The following is a 19,055-nucleotide window of genomic DNA, read 5'->3' as shown; positions in this document are numbered from 1 at the left end:
GTTGGAAAAGTATTGTAAAATCAATTGCTTGAATTCCAGCGCTCGCAGCGCGATTCATCATTGAAAACGTCGCGTTTTCGGGCATTTTCCCGCCGTCGATCAATTCACTAAACTCGTTCAAATCTTAACAATTCACTTAAGAACTCGGCAGCAGTTGGCCTCTAAGCAATGGGCTTGGCGGTGGGCAAGAAGGTCGATTCGCATGAGAATTTCACTCCAGGCGGAGCTTGGCGATTTTCAGGATCGCCACACAATTTACGTGTTCGCTCGCAAGATGAGCTTCCTCGCGGTGACGCTGTCGTCGGTCGTGATCCTCCTCATATTGCCGCCGCTCGACTGGATGGGGGTGCTGCCCGTGCCGCTCGCCGATGGTGTGGTCTATGGCGTGGTGCTGTCGTGGCTGATTGGCGGGGCTGTTTCCAGTGTGTTGTCGGTGGCGGGTCACGCGATGCACCAACTCAGCGTCTCGCGCGCGGAGTTCGAGCAGCTGAGCCGTACCGATGTACTCTCAGGTCTCCTTAACCGGCGTGCCTTCACCGAGGCATTGGAGCGGGCCGACGGGGACGCCTGCCTTGCCATCTTCGACGTTGATCGGTTCAAGGCCATCAATGATCGTTTCGGCCATGCCTGCGGCGATGCCGTGATCGTCGCTGTGTCCGCTATTCTCGCCGCCGCCTTCGACGGGCGCTCCGTCGCGGCGAGGCTGGGCGGCGAAGAGTTCGGCGCGATCGTCGTCGGTGGTTCGCAGGCGCAGCGGATTGAGAAAGTGCAGTCGGTCTGCGCACGCTTGGCGGAAAAGCCCATTGCCGCCGACAATTGCGTGGTCGCCATAACGGTTTCCGCCGGCATTGCCGAACTTGGTGGGGGACGGGGCAAGGCGGGAGCCTATTCAGCCGCTGACAAGACGCTCTATCTGGCAAAGGCGCTCGGTCGAAACCGTGTCGTGCATGAGAACGAGGGACTGCATCCGGGTTGGCGCAGGCATCTGCCGCAGGACGCTGCAGCTGCGCGCGCGATGAGCGCGGATTGTGACGAAGCGCGACTGGCCTGAGGAAAGTCGGGCAGCATACCCTTCCGGCCGCATTCCTTCTTGCATCGCGCGGGGCGATTTTGCATGGTCGCAGTCTCAAGCGAATTGGACACGTCATGCAACGCGTTACTTCCTACCTGCCTGCCGGCACACCCTCCTCCACCCCGATCGGAAAAGTGGTTCTGCCGCACGATCTGCGGCATTTGCGGCGCAAGCTGCTCCATCTCGAAACCGGCGAGATGGTCATGCTCGACCTCAAGGAGCCGGTGCTTTTTGCAAGTGGCGATATGCTGGTTCTCGATGACGGCGAACTCATCGAGATCGTGGCGGCCGAAGAGAAGCTCTTCGAGGTCAAGGGCAGGGACCGCCTGCACCTGATCGAACTCGCATGGCACCTCGGCAATCGACATCTCGGCGCACAGATCGAGGAAGACCGCATCCTCATCCTGCGGGATCATGTGATCCGCTCCATGCTCGAAGGGCTTGGTGCGACGGTCCGGGAGGTTGCCGAGCCGTTTCAGCCCGCCCGCGGCGCGTACCATTCCCACGCACACGCGCACGGTAATGATCATGCCCATCACTCGCACGATTGAGCGAACATGACGGAGGATGGCGACCTGCAGGCCTTGCTGCGGCTGATGGCGTGGCTGTCGCCGGCCTTCCCCATCGGTTCCTTCGCCTATTCAGGCGGTCTGGAGCGGGCCGTTCACGATCGGTTGGTCACCGACGCTCATTCGCTTGCGACGTGGGCGTTGAACCTCATCGAGCGCGGGGTGGTGTGGAACGACGCAGTCCTCCTTGCCGAGAGCCACCGCTGCCACGGGCAGCGCGACCGGCTTGGTGAACTGGCGGAGCTCGCTGAAGCACTTGCTGGCGCGCGCGAGCGTCATCAGGAGACGATGCTGCTTGGCGAGGCGTTTGTCGCTGCCGCCCGTGCCTGGCCGGATGAGGTGTTCGATCGATTGCCGCAACACGTGGCATATCCGGTTGCACTGGGCGCTGTGGCGGGTGCGCATAAGGTCGCATCGGAGAGGGCGATTGCGGCATTCCTGCATGCCTATCTCTCGCAGGCGGTTTCCGCAGGCATCCGTCTCGGCGTTGCCGGGCAGAAGGACGGTGTTGCCATCCTGGCGCGCCTTGAAGGCGATATCGCACGGATTGCGAAGCGGTCGGCCACGTCCACGCTCGACGATCTTGGAGCGGCGACCATCCAGGCCGATATCATGTCGCTGCGCCACGAGACGCAGTCGACGCGGCTCTTTCGATCGTGACCGGGATCGGGCAGGTCGCCGCCAGCCGTCACGACCTGCGTCATTTGCCGGTGGCCGCCCTCCGGTCGGCACGCTATCATCGGCTGTTATTGGAGTTCAGAACATGAAATCGGGAAACGGGCCGTTGCGTGTGGGCATCGGCGGACCGGTCGGCTCCGGCAAAACGGCGCTGGCCGCCAAGCTCTGCAAGGCGATGCGCGACGAATATTCGGTGGCGGTCGTCACCAACGACATCTATACGACCGAGGATGCCGAAGCGCTCATGCGCATGCAGGCTCTGCCGTCGGATCGGATCGTTGGCGTGGAGACGGGCGGTTGCCCGCACACTGCAATCCGTGAAGATGCGACAATCAACCTGCAGGCCATCGCTGGCCTCAACGAGCGGATCCCCGATCTCGATGTCGTTTTCATCGAGTCGGGAGGCGACAATCTGGCTGCCACCTTTTCTCCTGATCTGGCTGACATCACGATCTACGTCATTTCCGTCTGCCAGGGCGAGGAAATCCCGCGCAAGGGCGGCCCCGGCATTACCAAGTCGGATCTTCTTGTCATCAACAAGAAGGATCTGGCTCCCTATGTCGGCGCGGACCTGGATGTCATGGACCGCGACGCGACACGGATGCGCCAGGCACGGCCCTTCGTTTTCTCCGACATGAAGCGCGGCGATGGCGTCAGTTCCATCGTAAGCTTCCTGAAGGAACAGGGCGGCCTATAGCTAAACCTGCCTTAGCACATTGATATCCTCGATCGCGATGGCGCGGCCGCAAACGCTTACGCCGGATGTGCGCAAGGTGGAGAAAGCACGCGACAGCGCCTCCGGCGCCAGACCCAGCTTTCGCGCCAGAAGGCTCTTTTGGAACGGCAGGCGCAAGGAGGCCCGCGTACCCTCATTGGTGCAGTGCGCCAAGAGATAATGCGCGACGCGCTGCGGGCTTGTCTGCATGCGATCCCGCGCCAGGCATTCCATGGTCGAAAGCAAATGCTGCGAAAGGCTGCGCGCGATCGCGCCGCCAATACGCGGCCGCTGGTCGAGCAACGCTTTGACCTGCGCGATGTCGAAGCGGGCAAGGATCGCGTGTTCCATTGCCTGGGCGCTATAATTATATCCTTCGCCGGCGAGCACGAGACATTCTCCGAAGCTGTCGCCCGGCTCACAGATACTGATATCCGCTTCGCGGTCTTGCGAGCCGCGATAGAGGCGAACGTAGCCGTTTAGCACGCAGTAGAAGTAGCGTGCCTTGTCGTGCTCACGGAAGAGAACGTCCTGCGGCTCGTAGCGCACCGCCACCGCGCACGACAGCAGTGCATCTTGCTCATGCCGATCAAGGCTGGACGCGATCAACGCACCACCAAGCATCGCTTGCTGCGCGCTGCTGAGTTTCAAAGCTCTGGGCATCTGTTTCTCCCTGCGGTGCGGCACGTGCCGCCCCTACCTGATACTTGGCAAGGGTAACCGGGAGACGAGGTTCAGAACTTGATCTCGATCAAACGTCGGCCAATAAAAAGCCGGGGAGTTGCCCCGGCTTTTGGTTTGAGCGGCTACTCCGCTGCGAAAGGCGGCAGGCGCACGACATTGCCTGATTTGCCGCGCTTGCCCTCCGGGGTCTCGATTGCGGTGACCCGGCCTTCGAGGGCACCAACAGCCTGGGTGAGCTCTTCGCGGGACATTGCCAGGTCTTCCTTGTCCTTCCTGCCCACCAGACGGCCGAACATCCAGGCAAGCAAGCGCGACAGATCGTCCATGATCAGGAAGAACGAGGGCACGACGACCAGCGAAAGTACTGTCGACACAATGATGCCGCCGATCACCGCGATCGCCATCGGCGCACGGAAAGCACCGCCTTCGCCAACGCCGAGCGCTGAGGGCAGCATTCCTGCCGACATCGCGATCGAGGTCATGATGATCGGGCGGGCGCGCTTGCGGCCCGCTTCGACCATGGCTTCCACGCGCTCCATGCCGCGATGACGCATCTCGATGGCGAAGTCGACGAGCAGGATCGCGTTCTTGGTGACGATCCCCATCAGCATCAGGATGCCGATCATGACAGGCATCGAGAGCGGGTTCTGGGTGACGAGCAAGCCGACTGCCACGCCGCCGATCGCAAGCGGCAGCGAAAACAGGATGGTGAAGGGCTGGATCACGTCCTTGAACAGGAGGATCAGCACCGTCAGCACCAGCATCAGGCCCATCAACATGGCGTTGACGAAACTCTGCTGCATTTCCGTCTGCACCTTCGTGTCGCCGCTTTCGGCCAGCTGAACCGTCGGAGGAACCTTGGCCTCGTTGACGATCTGCCGGAACCGGGCGGATGCCGTGTCGAGTGCCACGCCCTGCGGCAGGTCGGACCCGATCGAGACGACGCGGTAGCGGTTGTTGCGCTTGATCGAGCTGACGCCTTCCGAATAGTCGATGTCGGCGACGGTGGAGAGCGGCACGGTGCCGCCGCTCGCCGTCTGCATCTTCAGCGCCCGCAGGGCGGCAAGATCGCGGCGCATATCGAGCGACGCCTGTACGCGGATCGGGATCTGGCGATCGTCCAGGTTGATCTTGGCGAGGGCTGCATCAATGTCACCGATGGTGGCGACGCGGATGGTCTCGGAGATCTGCTGCGGGGTGATGCCGAGACGGGCAGCCTGGTCCTTGCGTGGACGGACCTGAAGTTCAGGACGGGGCAGGGCGCCCTCGGCGCTGACGTTCGCCAGCAGCGGATCGGCTCGCAGTTTTGATTCCAGGATACCCACAGCGTCGTTCAGGTCCTTCTCGTTCTTCGAGAGGAAGTTGAACGAAAGGTCACGCTCGCCGCGATCGTTGAGTTTCAAGATGCGCACATCAGGGATATGGCGGAGTTTGGAAAAGACCTCCTTCTCGATATCCCACTGCGGCCGAACACGGCCCTTTGGATCCACCTTGGGCAGGTGCGGTCCGATGATCGGCAGCGCTCCAAGGAAGTCGTCGACCAGCTTCTTCGAAAGCCTCTGGTCGAGCTTATGGAGCGTCAATGTTACGGTCGCGCGGCGCAGTTCGAGGTCGCCCTTCGGCGAAGCGCCGCCGAGCACGAAGACGCTTTCAACGCCATCGATATCCTTCACGTCCTTGTAGATCGCATTCGTCGTCGCTTCGGTATCGTCGAGCGTCGCGTTCGGCGGCAGCTCTACGGATAGGACGATGCGCGATGCATCTTCCGGCGGAAGGAAGCTGCCGGGCACCTGCGCAAGCAACATGACGGAGCCGACGAGGAAGGCGATTGCCGCGATCAGCGTCGCATAGCGGGTCCACCACCGCCGGGTCGTGGCGCGCACGAGGCGCGTGTAGCCGCGGAAGAAGCGACCATCATTGTCGTGATGGTCTTCGATGCCGTCTTCCGCACGCATTAGGTATGCAGCCATCATCGGCGTGATGAGGCGTGCCACCATGAGCGAGAAGAAGACGGAGAAGGCGACCGTGAGACCAAACTGAATGAAGTACTGACCCGGGATGCCGGGCATAAACGACACCGGCACGAACACGGCAATGATCGTGAACGTCGTTGCGATGACCGCGAGGCCGATTTCGTCGGCGGCCTCGATTGCCGCGCGATAGGGGGTCTTGCCCATCTTGATATGACGGGCAATATTCTCGATTTCGACGATCGCATCGTCAACGAGAATACCTGTCGCGAGCGTCAGGGCCAGGAAGCTGACGAGGTTCAGCGAGAAGCCCATCAGGTCCATGATCCAGAACGTCGGAATCGCCGACAGCGGCAATGCGACTGCCGAAATCAACGTTGCACGCCAGTTCCGGAGGAACAGGAAGACGACGATGATCGCAAGCACCGCGCCTTCGATCAGCGTATCGATGGCCGCTTCATAGTTTCCGTAGGTGAAGTAGACGGAGTCGCTGATCAGCTCGATGCCGACGTTGGGGTTTTCGGCGCGCACCTTCTCGAGGCTCTTGGCCACGGTTTCCGCGACGCTGACTTCGCTGGCGCCCTTCGATCGAAACACGCCGAAGGTGACGACAGGCGTATCATCGAAGCGCGAGAAGGACTTTGGCTCCTGATAGGTGTCCTTGATGGCGCCGAGGTCAGACAGTTTGACGAACCGACCGTTCGGCAGCGCGATCGTCGTGTTGGCGAGTTCCGCGACATTTCGGGCATCGCCGAGCACGCGGATCGCCTGTTCGCTACCCGCCACCTGGCCGCGGCCGGAGCCGAGATCGACGTTCGTACCGCGCAGCTGTTGGTTCACGCTCGCGGCGGTGATGCCGTGGGCGTTGAGCTTGTCGGGATTGAGCTCGATGCGCACTTCGCGGTCCGCGCCGCCGTAGCGGTCAACGCGGCCAATGCCCGCCTGCCCCTGCAGGGCGCGTTTGACGGTATCATCGACGAACCAGGAGAGTTCTTCGAGTGTCATATCAGGCGAGGAGACGGCAAAGGTCTGTATCGCCTGGCCTTCGACGTCGATCTTCGAGACGATTGGTTCCTCGACATTGGCCGGCAGGTCGCTGCGGATGCGGTCGATCGCGTCCTTGGTGTCCTGAACGGCCTGCTCGGTCGGAATTTCCATACGGAACATGACGACCGTCTGCGACTGGCCGTCTGTCACCGTCGACTGGATCTCATCGATCCCGGTTATGCTGGCAACGGCGTCCTCGATCTCCTTCGTCACCTGCATCTCGAGCTCGGCGGGCGAAGCGCCGCTCTGCGTCACGACGATGGAAACGAGCGGAACGTCGATATTCGGGAAACGCGTGATCGGCAGCTTGTTGAACGACTGGATGCCGACGAAAAGCAGCAGTGCAAACGCCAGAAGCGATGCGACTGGATTTCGGATAGACCAGGCTGAAAAGTTCATCGGCCGTCTCTCAGTTGGAAATCGGTGGCTGTTCACGAACCGGCGTGATGCGGTCGCCGTCACGGACATAGGCGCCCGCCTTGGCTACGACCTCGTCGCCGGCTTTCAATCCCTTGATGATCTCGACATAGGCGCCGTCCTGGATGCCGGTTTCGACCTTGGCAAACTTGACGACGCTGTTCTCGACTTTGCGGGCCGAGGATCCCTCATTGCCCGACAGCACGGCTGAGACCGGGAGCGCCACGTTTTCGGTGGTGCGCACGACTATGTCAGCGCTGCCGTACATGCCCGAACGTGCCTTGCTGGAGTCATCGATCAAAATATGGACCAAACCGAGGCGTGTGAGCGGATCGACCGTTGGCGAAACCAGGCGTACGGAGCCGGTAACCTTCTCGCGACTACCGGAGAGCGAGAGAGTGGCCTTCTGGCCGGGCTGGACCTTGACGATGTCGCTCTCACCCACTTCCGCTACCAGCTCGATCTTGTCGTCGCGAATGATCGTGAAGAGCGGATCACCGGTCGCGAGTGCAATCGCGCCGATCTTGGCGTTCTTGGCTGCGACGGTACCGCCGACCGGCGTCTTGACGTCGGTGCGCGCCAGCTTCAGATCGGCATCCGCGATCTGGCTCTCAGTCACCCTGATCTCCGCGACGGCCACCTGGATCGCCTGCTTTGCGGAATCGACACGGGCATTGGCCGAAGCCGCTGCGGCATCCGCCTGCTCGACGGTCGCCGTGGAAACCGTGCCCTTCTTGCCCATTTCCTGGGCGCGTGCCTGCTGTTGGCGCGCCTGCTCTGCATTGGCCTGAGCTTCGATCAACTGAGCGCGAAGCTGCGCAAGGCTCGCTTCGTTCTTGGCCTTCGTGGCCTGCATCTGGCTCTTCTGCAGGATGAGTGCGTCGTCGTTCAGGGTCGCCAGCGTGCTCTCGGCTTGAACCCTGTCGCCAACATCGGCATTCAACGTGCGGACCGACAATCCTTCGACTTGAGGCTGAATGTAAACTTCCTCGACAGGCTTTACCGTACCGGTCGCAACAACGCGGTCGACGAGGGTGCGGGTGGACGCCTTCGTCACCACGATTGCCGGCAGGTTCTGCTGCGGCTTCGCGACCGGCTGTTCTTGGGCAAACGCTGCCGAAGCAACAGCTGCCGCGATCAGCAGGGTTGAGGCGCGAAGTATCTTAACAGGCGTGCGTGCCATGCGTCGTCATCCAGTTTGCTCGGTCAGACTCGCGCGTTGTCATCAGCTCGCGAATGGCCGGTTCCCGTATTGGTGTTCTCAGAAAGTATTTCCGCGTCCTTCGCCGACCCTTACTTAAGAAGTCCCTCGTCCGGCAAATTCGGTTTGTACGTGGTAGCGATTTGCCCATCGTGCAAGCCCGGCAGAAAATAATTCCTCATTTTGAACACAATAATTACCATTGCGATGCAGATCAATCACTGAGCGGTTATGCAAGCATTCCGATAGTTGATCGCCCATCGCCTCCATATGACGCGCTAGCCATGGCCGATGCGACATGGAACGCGAACTTTTTCGTCAAAAAGCAAAACGCGCGGAAGCTCCGCGCGTTTCGTCGTTTCAGCCGCTGATTACTTGGAAGCAGCGTCCGTGACGTCGTGCGTCCAGGCGCCCGTCGGTTCCTTGTTGATGATCTTCTGGTCGAGGAGGGCCTTGGCCGTGCGATCGTAGAGCGTCGTGTCGAGCTTGCCGGTGCCGTCGCCGATCAGCTTGGCAACTTCGCCCATCATGCGCTTCTGGTGGTTTTCGTCCTGGCCGCCGGCATCGACGACGATTCCTGCTGCTTCGTCAGGATTTTCGGTTGCGTATTTCCATCCCTTCATCGAAGCCTTGACGAACTTGACCATCTTTTCCTTGAAGGCCGGGTCCTTGAGCTTGTCTTCAGACGCGTAGAGACCGTCTTCGAGCAGGTCGTTGCCCATGGCGGTGTAGTTGAACACAGTCAGTTCTTCGGGCTTGAAGCCGGCATCGATTGCCTGCCAGTATTCATTGTAGGTCATGACGGAGATGCAATCGGCCTGCTTCTGCAGCAGCGGCTGTACGTCGAAGCTCTGCTTCAGCACGGTTACGCCATCGGCACTGCCTTGCGTCTTCAGGCCGAGCTTGCTCATCCAAGCGAAGAACGGATATTCGTTGCCGAAGAACCAGACGCCCAGCGTATGGCCCTTGAAATCGGCCTCGGTCTTGATCGGGCCATCCTTGCGGCAAATCAGTTCCATGCCGGATTTCTGGAAGGGCTGGGCGATGTTGACCAGCGGAACGCCCTTTTCGCGGGCAACGAGCGCGCCGCCCATCCAGTCGACGATGACGTCAGCACCGCCGCCGGCGATCACCTGTTCCGGCGCGATATCAGGGCCGCCCGGTTTGATGGTAACGTCGAGGCCTTCTTCCTCGTAGTAGCCCTTGTCCTTGGCGACGTAGTAACCGGCGAACTGCGACTGCGTCACCCACTTGAGTTGCAGCGTCACCTTGTCGGCAGCCATCGCCTGGGCTGCTGCGAGCGACATTGCGCTCGCCATCATCGCAACAATCAGTTTTTTCATTTTCTTTTTCCCTCTGAAGTTATGCCCCAATCCCATTGGCGGGAACAAAGCGACGCCTAGCCACCACGGATAGACGGATGCCAGAAAGTCACCGCCCTTTCGGCGAGGGCGACGACGCCATAGAAGATCGAGCCGACCAGCGCCGCAACGGCGATCTCTGCCCAGACCATGTCGACATTCATGCGGCCGATCTCGGTGGAGATACGGAAGCCCATGCCGACGATCGGCGTACCGAAGAACTCCGCAACGATGGCACCGATGAGCGCCAGCGTCGAGTTGATCTTCAATGCATTGAAAATGAAGGGCATCGCCGCCGGAAGCCGGAGCTTCAGCAGCGTCTGCCAGTAGTTCGAAGCGTAGGTCTGCATCAGGTCGCGTTCCATCGAACCGGATGCGGCGAGGCCGGCGACCGTGTTCACCAGCATCGGGAAGAAGGTCATGATGATGACGACGGCCGCCTTCGACTGCCAGTCGAAGCCGAACCACATCACCATGATCGGCGCCACGCCGATGATCGGCAGCGCCGACACCATGTTGCCGATCGGCAGCAGGCCGCGGCGCAGGAAGGCGACGCGATCGGCAAGGACGGCGACGGCAAAGCCTGCGCCACAGCCGATGACGTAGCCGGAAAACACTGCCTTGAAGATCGTCTGACGCACGTCGTCGGCCAGAATCAGCAGAGAGCCGGCGATCCTGACGCCGATGGCGCTCGGCGGCGGCAGCAGCACGAAGGGGATGCCGGCGCCACGCGTCAGCGCTTCCCAGAGGATCAGGATCCAGGCGCCGAAGATTGCCGGAATCAGCAGCCGCAGGAAGGAGCGGCCAAAATTCGAGACCGGCTTCATCTCCGAAAGCTCGGTGACGCAGCGCCAGGCGAGCAGCCAGCAGGCGGCCATCAGCAGGAAGAGGGACTTGGTCGCCAGGCCCTCGTTGCCGGTCACGCTTGAAAGCAGCACCCAGGCGGCCCAATGCGCACCGATCAGCAAAGCGCCGGCAACATAAAGCTTCGGCAAGGGCGCGAAGGAAACCAAGGCGAGGGCGACGATCAGGGCGATCGTCAGCCCAACGGTCGCCGACGAAACCGGCTCAGGCGCGCCTGCGCCCATGATCGGCAGCGTCACGAGCGCAATGGCGGCCAGCACCAGGACAACAACGCCCTGCCATGAGAAGGTCATCTGTTTCATGCCGGCCTCCCGCCCATCGACCGATCGACGATCTTCGCGACGAGGCCGACAATGGCGACCAGGCTTGCTGCCAGCACCGAACCTGCGACAAGCGCCGCCCAGATATCGATTGTCTGGCTGTAGTAGGAGCCTGCGAGCAGCTTCGAACCGATGCCGGCGACGGCGCCGGTCGGAAGCTCGCCGACAATGGCACCGACAAGGCTTGCAGCGATCGCGACCTTCATCGAGGTGAAGAGGAACGGCACGGAGGCGGGAACACGTAGCTTCCAGAAGGTCTGCGCGGCTGTGGCGTTATAGGTCCGCATCAGATCGAGGAACATCACCTCCGGCGAGCGCAGCCCCTTCACCATGCCGACGGTGACCGGGAAGAAGGAAAGGTAGGTCGAGATCAGCGCCTTCGGCACGAGGCCGGTAATGTTGACCGCGCCGAGGACGACGATCACCATCGGGGCGATCGCCAGGATGGGCACGGTCTGCGAGGCGATGATCCACGGCATGAGGCTGCGGTCGAGCGCCTTGATGTGAACGATCCCGACGGCGATCACGATGCCGAGCAGTGTGCCGAAGCCGAAGCCCAGCAGCGTCGACGAGAGCGTGACCCAGCTATGGTAGACCAGGCTGCGGTTGCTCGAAAGTTTGCGCAGGAAGGTATTTTCGAAGACGTTCTGCGCCACCTGATGCGGTGCCGGCAGCAGCGGCTTCGGCTGCGACAGCGTCTTTTCGACGAATTCCACCGTTCCCGGCGTCTGGTTGGCGCGCTGATCCATGTCGCGCTGGAAGGAGGCATTCATCAGCACTGCCGCGACGTACCAGATCGCGATCAATGCCAACAGGATTGTGAGGACGGGGACTATCCGATCCTTAAGAGTATCTGGCCTCATGAGCGCCCCCGCGCACCGGTTTTAACTCCCAATGCCTTAGTGCTCATAGCTGTGCCCCGATCTCAGGCCCTCGCGCACGCGATGGGCGATTTCAAGGAACTCGGGCGATTCGCGAATATCCAGCGGCCGCTCCTTGGGAAGCGGCGAGTCGATGACGTCGGTGACGCGACCGGGGCGAGGGGACATCACGACAATCTTGGTTGAGAGATAGACCGCTTCTGGGATCGAATGGGTGACGAAGCAGATGGTTTTGTTGGTGCGCGCCCAGAGCTTCAGAAGCTCCTCGTTCAGGTGGTCGCGAACGATTTCGTCGAGCGCGCCGAAGGGTTCGTCCATCAGGAGCAGGTCGGCATCGAAGGCGAGTGCGCGGGCGATGGAGGCCCGTTGCTGCATGCCGCCGGAAAGCTGCCAGGGGAATTTCTTCTCGAAACCGGAAAGGTTCACGAGGTCAAGCGCATCGGCTATGCGCTTCTTCTGGTCGGCGAAGGCATAGCCCATGATTTCGAGCGGCAGGGCGATGTTGTTCTCGATGGTGCGCCAGGGGTAGAGCGCCGGTGCCTGGAAGACATAGCCGTAGGCGCGGGCCTTGCGCGCTTCCTCCGGCGTCATGCCGTTGACGGTGATTTCACCCGATGTTTTTCTTTCGAGATCAGCAATCACGCGCAGGAAAGTGGTCTTGCCGCAACCGGACGGGCCGATGAAGGAGACGAAGTCGCCCTTGCGCACGTCGAGATTGACGTTCGTCAGCGCATGCACAGGAGCATCGCTGGCATCGTAGGTCAGACAGAGGTCCTTGGCGGATACGACGGAGGCAGCTTGCGTCAATGATTGTGTATCCTGTTTTCCCCGCGCTTGTGCGGTTTGCATGATAGTATGAGTAGCGGTTTTCATTGTTCCGGCAAGGTCCATGGAGGATGACGATGGACGCGACATCAAAGCCCATCTGTCACATTGTGCGTCCCAGTCATGCCTATGACGGCAAGCAAGGGCTCAGCTACTTCGAAGGCATCGCGGCCGAGACGGTCGGCGCCAAGGGCATCTGCATGCATCTTATGACGATTCCGCCCGGCGTGCGCGCCAAGGCTGCCTGCCAACCTCAGCGGCACCCCTTGCACCGCGATCATCGCCCGCACAGATCCGAACGAGCAGGAAAGCGTCGTTCTGCTTCCGGAGCTTGATCGGCTGGTACAGGGGTGACGATGTCAAGGATCAGACTCCCGTCGCCGGGATGCCGGATCGTTCGACCTTGCGGGGCGCCACAAGCTCCTTCCAGGTCGAGAGCGCCTTGTTGACTGCCTGGAACGGTTCGCGCTTGACGAACTGGCCGTGGCCCTCCTTGGTCTTGACCGTGCTTTCCTCGATCGCCACTTCGCCGCGCGTCAGCGTGTAGCGCGGCAGGCCGGTGACTTCCTTGCCTTCAAAGACGTTATAGTCGATCGACGACTGCTGCGACTTGGCCGAGATCGTCTTCGAGCGCTTCGGATCCCATACGACGATATCGGCATCGGCACCGACGAGGATCGCGCCCTTCTTCGGATAGACGTTGAGGATCTTGGCGATGTTGGTCGAGGTGACCGCTACGAATTCGTTCATCGTGAGACGGCCGGTGTTCACGCCATGGGTCCACAGCATCGGCAGTCGGTCCTCGAGGCCGCCGGTGCCATTCGGAATCTTGGCAAAGTTGCCGACGCCGAAGCGCTTCTGATCGGTGGTAAAGGCGCAGTGGTCAGTTGCCACCACCGACAGCGAGCCGGATTGCAGGCCCGCCCAGAGGCTGTCCTGGTGCTGCTTGCTGCGGAAGGGCGGCGACATGACACGGCGGGCGGCATGGTCCCAGTCCTTGTCGAAATATTCGCTTTCGTCGAGCGTGAGGTGCTGGATCAGCGGCTCGCCATAGACGCGCATGCCCTTCTGGCGGGCACGGCGGATCGCTTCGTGCGCCTGCTCGCAGGAGGTGTGCACGACATAGAGCGGCACACCGGCCATGTCGGCGAGCATGATGGCGCGGTTGGTTGCCTCGCCTTCGACCTCGGGCGGGCGGGAATAGGCGTGTGCCTCGGGGCCGTTGTTGCCTTCGGCGAGAAGCTTGGCGGTCATCGAGGCAACGACATCGCCATTCTCTGCGTGAACCAGCGGCAGTGCGCCGAGCTCGGCGCAGCGCTGGAAGGAGGCGAACATCTCGTCGTCGTTCACCATCAATGCGCCCTTGTAGGCCATGAAATGCTTGAAGGTGTTGATGCCCTTGTCCCTGACGACCGTCTCCATCTCGTTGAAGACGCGTTCGTTCCAGCCGGTGATCGCCATGTGGAACGAATAGTCGGCGTTGGCGCGGCTGGTCTTGTTGTCCCACATCTGCAGGGCTTCAAGCAGCGACTGCTCCGGTCCCGGCAGGCAGAAATCCACAACCATGGTCGTGCCGCCGGCGAGACCCGCGCGGGTGCCGCTTTCGAAGTCGTCGGAGGAATAGGTGCCCATGAACGGCATTTCGAGATGGACATGCGGGTCGATACCACCGGGCATGACGTAGCAGCCCGTCGCATCGAGCGTTTCGGTGCCGGAGAGGTTCGGGCCAATCTCGACGATCTTGCCGCCCTCGATCTTCACGTCCGCCTTGTAGGTCAGGTCCGCGGTGACGATGGTTCCGCCCTTGATGACTGTGCTCATGATCAGATCCCTTGCATTGATTGCTCGCGGCTCTGCGTCCGCCGGTAAAAGAAAGGCGGGAATGATCCCGCCCTTGATTATACAACGATTTCGGCGGTCTCGACGACGGCGTGGAAGAGGACGTCAGCGCCGGCCGCTGCCCATTCCTTGGAGATGTCCTCCGCCTCGTTGTGCGAGAGGCCTCCGACGCAGGGGCACATGACCATCGTCGTCGGCGCGACCTTTGCTGCCCAGCAGGCGTCGTGGCCGGCGCCCGAGATAAGGTTCATGTGGCTGTAGCCAAGCCGTTCGGCCGCACCGCGCACGCGCGAAACGAGCGTCGGATCGAAGGTGACCGGCGCGAAGTGGCCGATCGCCTCGATCGCGCAACCGACGCCGAGTGCTTCGCAAATGTCAGGTGCTTCTTTCTCGATCCTGGCGCGCATGCCGTCGAGCTTCGCCTGATCGGGGGAGCGGATGTCAACGGTGAAGACGACCTTGCCAGGCAGGACGTTGCGCGAGTTGGGGGTGAAGAAAACCTGACCGACGCCGCCGACGGCGCCCGGCTGGTTCTCCATCGCCACGGTCTGCACCATTTCGATGATGCGTGACATCGCGAGCCCGGCGTTGACGCGCATGTTCATCGGGGTCGAGCCGGTATGGGCTTCCCTGCCAGTCAGCGTGAATTCGAGCCACCAGAGGCCTTGACAGTGCGTGACCACGCCGATCTGTTTGTTCTCGACTTCGAGGATCGGCCCCTGTTCGATGTGGTACTCGAAATATGCGTGCATCTTGCGCGCACCGACCTGTTCGTCGCCAACCCACCCGATGCGCTTGAGCTCGTCGCCGAAGGTCTTGCCCTCCGGATCCTTGCGCTCGTAAGCATATTCCAGTGTATGGACGCCGGCGAAGACACCCGAGGCGAGCATGGCCGGTGCGAAGCGTGCGCCTTCCTCGTTGGTCCAGTTCGTGACGACGATCGGATGCTTGGTCTTGATGCCGAGGTCGTTCATGGTGCGGACGACTTCGAGAGCGCCAAGCACGCCGAGCACGCCGTCATATTTGCCGCCGGTCGGCTGCGTATCGAGATGCGAGCCGACATAGACCGGCAGTGCATCCGGATCGGTGCCCGGACGGGTCGCGAACATCGTACCCATCTTGTCGATACCGAGGGTCAGGCCTGCGTCTTCACACCATGTCCTGAAAAGGCTGCGCCCCTCGGCATCGGAGTCCGTCAAGGTCTGGCGGTTGTTGCCGCCAGCAATGCCCGGGCCGATCTTTGCCATGTCCATGAGGCTGTCCCAAAGACGATCCCCGTTGACGCGCATGTTCTCGCCTGGTGCTGCCACCATGTCTAAAGCCCTCACCCTGTTTTCGCGGTCATGCAGCGCGCATGCCCGCTTGTTCCCGTGGTCAGTTTCTCGGCGCTCTTGTTTGTTTTGTTAGCGCCGGAAAATCGCCAGTTGCCTTTGTTTTGCATCTGATCGATAATTTGACCGATTGGTAAACATTACAACTTCCGGCGCTGGGCTCAAGACGAAAATCAGGAAAAATACAGACAAAATCACCGGCATCTGCCCATTTTTGCGGCGAGCGGCTCATACCGGTTCAATCTTGAGTGAAATGGTTGAATTTGAAGGGGAAACAAGATCGACATGGCAATCCCGAGAGCAGCCAGGACTCAGCGGCGCACGCGCATTCAGGAAGAGAAGGAAGAGCAGATTCTTGAAGCCGCGCTCGACGTGTTTTCGGTGAGCGGCTTTCGCGGTTCCACGATTGATCAGATCGCCGAAGTCGCCGGCATGTCGAAGCCGAACCTGCTCTATTATTTCCGCACCAAGGAAGCGATGCACCGGGCGCTGATCGACCGCGTGCTCTTTACCTGGCTGGAGCCATTGAGAGCTTTCGATGCCGAGGGTAATCCAGAAAGCGAGATCCGCAGCTACATAAGGCGTAAGCTCGAAATGGCCCGCGATTTCCCACGCGAAAGCCGGCTTTTCGCCAACGAGATGCTGCAGGGCGCGCCGCATGTCGAAGACGAACTGAAAGGACCGCTGAAGGAACTCGTGGACGAGAAGGCCGAAGTTATTCGTGCTTGGGCGAAAGCAGGGAAGATCGCCAGGTGCGATCCCTACCACCTGATTTTCTCGATCTGGTCGACGACACAGCATTATGCCGACTTCGACGTTCAGGTGAGGGCGGTGCTCGGGCACCATGCAGGCGCCGGTCGCTTCGACGATGCGGCGCGCTTTCTCGAGCAGCTGTTCATCGACGGGCTGAAGGTCAAGCCGGTGCCTGGCGCATCATGATGTCGTGGCATCGCGTCATCATTCGTCGAAATTCAAGAGTGAGTTGATGGCAGCGCGCGCCTTGGCGTGGCGGGTTTTATAGGCTTGCTGGATCGCCTTCCGTCTTGTTTCGAGCGCTGGCTCCGGTGACATGGCCGATAACCACGCCAACGCGGTCGGTACAAACTCGCCGCCCGAGGGAATCAGAAGGTCGCTTTCGTCGAGCTGCTTCCTGATGCAGCCGCGGTCGAAGGAGATGACCGCGTTTCCGGCCGCCTTCGCCTCAAAGATCTCCAGCGGCTGCGCCTCGTTGCCATGGGTCGTGGCGAAGACGAACACATCCACCTCGCGGTAGAAGGCCGATTTCGCGGCGTCATATAGCGGGCCGCGATAGTCCAGCGTATCGCCGAGTTCTGCGGCGGCGGCATCGATGGCGGCGCGTTCGCTGGCGCCGGCCGGACCCGCAAGGATTGCCCTGATCGGCAAGCTCTCATTCCGCGCTTGCCGTGCGAGATCAAGAAAGGTGTCCACCCTTTCTCGCGGCGGAGATTGCTGAGCATGCCGATCACGAGATGCCTGCGGTCCTTCGGCTCGTCCCGTTCTTCCTGCGCTGCAACGAGGGCCGCATTGGAGATCAGGCTGCTCTGCGTGCGGCGGCCATAAGCATCGGTGAAGTCGTCTCGCATGATGTCGCACAGGAAAATGTGTCGCAGCCGGCGGCCGCCGAGCGTCAGGATGGATCGCATCAGCAACCTCGGCCTATCGATGTAGCTGAAACTGTGATGGTGCAGGTAGACGGGATAGGCAAGGAGCCTCGCAAACAGCACGATCAGCGACGTGTAGATCAGGCCAGAGCCGCCTTCGCAGGCGAGATAGCAGATCCTGTTGCCATGCTTGCGATCGCGCAACAGCTGGAGACAGGCGCTGAGCTCGACTTTGTACATTATGCAGCGAAGCAAAGTGCTTGTGTCATCCGCTTGAGGCGGCTTGGTTGAGTTTCAGGAATGTCCGGGTCTGGCGGGTGCTGTCGATAAATATCCTGATCCCACAGGATCATGCGAACCGCACCGATGGCATCGGAGAAGGTGAACTCTGTTTTCTTGTACCAGGCGGCGGCATAGGGAAGGACGCCATGACCGAGCAGATCGCATGCCCAGAGTGTGACGAGGCTGTAGAGCGCCAGCAGCGACGGGGTCGTGCGCATGATGGCTTTGTCGTTCCACTGCCGTTGGGTTTCCACGCCAAGATGCGCTCGCGTTTCGGCGAAGGTGACCTCGATCTGCCAGCGCCGAACGAAATAGGCAATGATCTGAGCGGGCTCAAGGTTGACGTTGGTGCTCATGAACGCCTGGGGTTCACGACGGCCTGATGGATCGCGAACGAGAACCCAGCGAATTGGTCTTGGGGGCGTTCCACGCCGATACCAGAGGCCGGTTCCTGATGTGACATCAAGGGTTTTGTCGGTTTGCTTGCCGTACCAGGACGATGCGACGATGCGCTGCCACTCGGTCTTTGCGTCTTTGAGGAGCGTTTTCAGTTTCGGCAATGGCCTGCCTTTTTGCGCCGGTCGCCCGAGCGTATGTTCGTGCCGTTGATCTGGTGGAGCAAAGAGACTGGCATCCAGACGCAACCGCGTGATGAGAGTGGCCGTGTCGGGAAGAGCCGCAGCCAGTGTATGAACGGCAAAGCTGCTATCGCCGACAAAGATGATTTCGCGGCCCGGCAGCCAGCGGCAAAGCTGCAAGACGCCTTGCCTTGCCCAATCAGTCAGCAGCTTGTGCTTTCGGCCCTTCTTCTGATCATGGCGCTCAGAGGGACACAGGATCGTCAGCACCGGCAGGGCTTTAATACATTTTGCCCATGGGACAGGTGAAAGAACCATGAAGCTCAACCATCTCAAGCCGCTGGCTTTGACAAAGTGGCCATGGCTGGAGCGCACCGGGTCACGATAAATTCCACGCGCGGCGATGCGTTGGCCCCAACGCCGTTCGATTGTATCATCCATGCCAATCACGACAGGGCCCTCGGGCACGAGCCGGGCAACAATGATGGACAGCAGACGGGCCGCCAACGTGCGAGGGTTCCAGCGGGCTCGGTTGAGGAGTTGATGATAGGCGGCAAAATTACTTACCTCCGCGCGTCCGGTGATGCGCAGGCAGGCCGTCACCGTTCGCTTGCCAGGCGAAAGGAGCGCACCCATCACCAGGACCAGCAGATGCTCCCAGCTTGGCGCGGTAAACCAGAAACGAAACGGCGACAGCCATTTGCGAAGGATGTGGGGGACCGCGTCTCCCGGCTCACGGCTACAATCATGTTGTTCGCTCATCCATTCGTTCGAATCCGATCAAACGAATGGCGCAAGG

The 19,055-nt window shown here is 60.9% G+C and carries 16 protein-coding genes and 1 pseudogene; 6 read left to right on the top strand and 11 right to left on the bottom strand.

The genetic code is table 11. From position 1 onward, the window contains the following. The first annotated feature begins 202 nt into the window (after positions 1-202). The 4 genes from LPU83_RS54045 (at position 203) to ureG (ending at position 3,016) form a co-directional block, all read left to right on the top strand. Positions 203-1,051, top strand: a complete 849-nt coding sequence (locus LPU83_RS54045; RefSeq protein ID WP_024315692.1) for a GGDEF domain-containing protein — start codon at positions 203-205, stop codon at positions 1,049-1,051. Positions 1,052-1,146: 95 nt separating this feature from the next. Continuing rightward, a complete protein-coding gene (gene ureE, locus LPU83_RS54040) occupies positions 1,147-1,623 on the top strand; it encodes an urease accessory protein UreE (RefSeq protein WP_024315693.1) in 477 nt (158 codons plus the stop codon). Between the two features lie 6 nt (positions 1,624-1,629). Next, the gene (locus tag LPU83_RS54035) at positions 1,630-2,301 is read left to right on the top strand and encodes an urease accessory protein UreF (protein ID WP_024315694.1); all 672 of its coding nucleotides are present in this window, start codon (positions 1,630-1,632) and stop codon (positions 2,299-2,301) included. 103 nt (positions 2,302-2,404) lie between these two features. Next, positions 2,405-3,016, top strand: a complete 612-nt coding sequence (ureG, locus tag LPU83_RS54030) for an urease accessory protein UreG (RefSeq protein ID WP_037069980.1) — start codon at positions 2,405-2,407, stop codon at positions 3,014-3,016. On the opposite strand, the gene LPU83_RS54025 is transcribed toward ureG, so the two are convergent. From LPU83_RS54025 to LPU83_RS53995, 7 genes are all read right to left on the bottom strand, one after another. Next, positions 3,017-3,697, bottom strand: coding sequence for a Crp/Fnr family transcriptional regulator (locus tag LPU83_RS54025; protein ID WP_024315696.1), 681 nt, complete (start codon positions 3,695-3,697; stop codon positions 3,017-3,019). Between the two features lie 143 nt (positions 3,698-3,840). Beyond that, positions 3,841-7,134, bottom strand: a complete 3,294-nt coding sequence (locus tag LPU83_RS54020; protein ID WP_024315697.1) for an efflux RND transporter permease subunit — start codon at positions 7,132-7,134, stop codon at positions 3,841-3,843. 10 nt (positions 7,135-7,144) lie between these two features. After that, positions 7,145-8,335: an efflux RND transporter periplasmic adaptor subunit gene (locus LPU83_RS54015; RefSeq protein ID WP_024315698.1), complete on the bottom strand. Its 1,191-nt coding sequence runs from the start codon at positions 8,333-8,335 to the stop codon at positions 7,145-7,147. A 389-nt stretch (positions 8,336-8,724) separates the two neighbouring features. Beyond that, positions 8,725-9,696: an ABC transporter substrate-binding protein gene (locus tag LPU83_RS54010; protein WP_024315699.1), complete on the bottom strand. Its 972-nt coding sequence runs from the start codon at positions 9,694-9,696 to the stop codon at positions 8,725-8,727. A gap of 56 nt (positions 9,697-9,752) precedes the next feature. After that, a complete protein-coding gene (locus LPU83_RS54005; RefSeq protein WP_024315700.1) occupies positions 9,753-10,880 on the bottom strand; it encodes an ABC transporter permease in 1,128 nt (375 codons plus the stop codon). Next, on the bottom strand, positions 10,877-11,761 hold the full coding sequence (locus LPU83_RS54000) for an ABC transporter permease (protein ID WP_024315701.1): 885 nt from the start codon (positions 11,759-11,761) through the stop codon (positions 10,877-10,879). The genes LPU83_RS54005 and LPU83_RS54000 overlap by 4 nt, the downstream gene beginning before the upstream one ends. Positions 11,762-11,797: 36 nt before the next feature. Next, positions 11,798-12,628, bottom strand: coding sequence for an ABC transporter ATP-binding protein (locus tag LPU83_RS53995; protein WP_051166682.1), 831 nt, complete (start codon positions 12,626-12,628; stop codon positions 11,798-11,800). A gap of 53 nt (positions 12,629-12,681) precedes the next feature. Here LPU83_RS53995 and LPU83_RS53990 point away from each other — a divergent pair. After that, positions 12,682-12,958, top strand: a pseudogene (locus LPU83_RS53990) (hypothetical protein). A gap of 12 nt (positions 12,959-12,970) precedes the next feature. On the opposite strand, the gene hydA reads toward LPU83_RS53990, so the two are convergent. Both hydA and LPU83_RS53980 read right to left on the bottom strand, forming a co-directional pair. Further along, a complete protein-coding gene (hydA, locus tag LPU83_RS53985; RefSeq protein WP_024315703.1) occupies positions 12,971-14,425 on the bottom strand; it encodes a dihydropyrimidinase in 1,455 nt (484 codons plus the stop codon). 77 nt (positions 14,426-14,502) lie between these two features. After that, a complete protein-coding gene (locus LPU83_RS53980; RefSeq protein WP_029710124.1) occupies positions 14,503-15,756 on the bottom strand; it encodes a Zn-dependent hydrolase in 1,254 nt (417 codons plus the stop codon). A 303-nt stretch (positions 15,757-16,059) separates the two neighbouring features. Here LPU83_RS53980 and LPU83_RS53975 point away from each other — a divergent pair, with 303 nt between their 5' ends. Then, positions 16,060-16,713, top strand: a complete 654-nt coding sequence (locus LPU83_RS53975) for a TetR family transcriptional regulator C-terminal domain-containing protein (protein WP_024315705.1) — start codon at positions 16,060-16,062, stop codon at positions 16,711-16,713. Positions 16,714-16,731: 18 nt separating this feature from the next. Here LPU83_RS53975 and LPU83_RS74220 read toward each other — a convergent pair whose 3' ends face one another. Together LPU83_RS74220 and LPU83_RS53965 are read right to left on the bottom strand one after the other, a co-directional pair. Next, entirely contained in the window at positions 16,732-17,223 is a 492-nt protein-coding gene (locus LPU83_RS74220) for a glycosyltransferase (RefSeq protein ID WP_231052270.1), read from the bottom strand. Positions 17,224-17,635: 412 nt separating this feature from the next. Further along, positions 17,636-19,018 carry an IS701 family transposase gene (locus LPU83_RS53965; protein ID WP_037068948.1) on the bottom strand — a complete coding sequence of 461 codons (1,383 nt, stop codon included), beginning with the start codon at positions 19,016-19,018 and terminating at the stop codon, positions 17,636-17,638. Positions 19,019-19,055 lie beyond the last annotated feature (37 nt).

This window comes from Rhizobium favelukesii (assembly GCF_000577275.2).
GTDB classification, from domain to species: domain Bacteria; phylum Pseudomonadota; class Alphaproteobacteria; order Rhizobiales; family Rhizobiaceae; genus Rhizobium; species Rhizobium favelukesii.
This window is presented reverse-complemented; position numbering and strand designations above follow the sequence as displayed.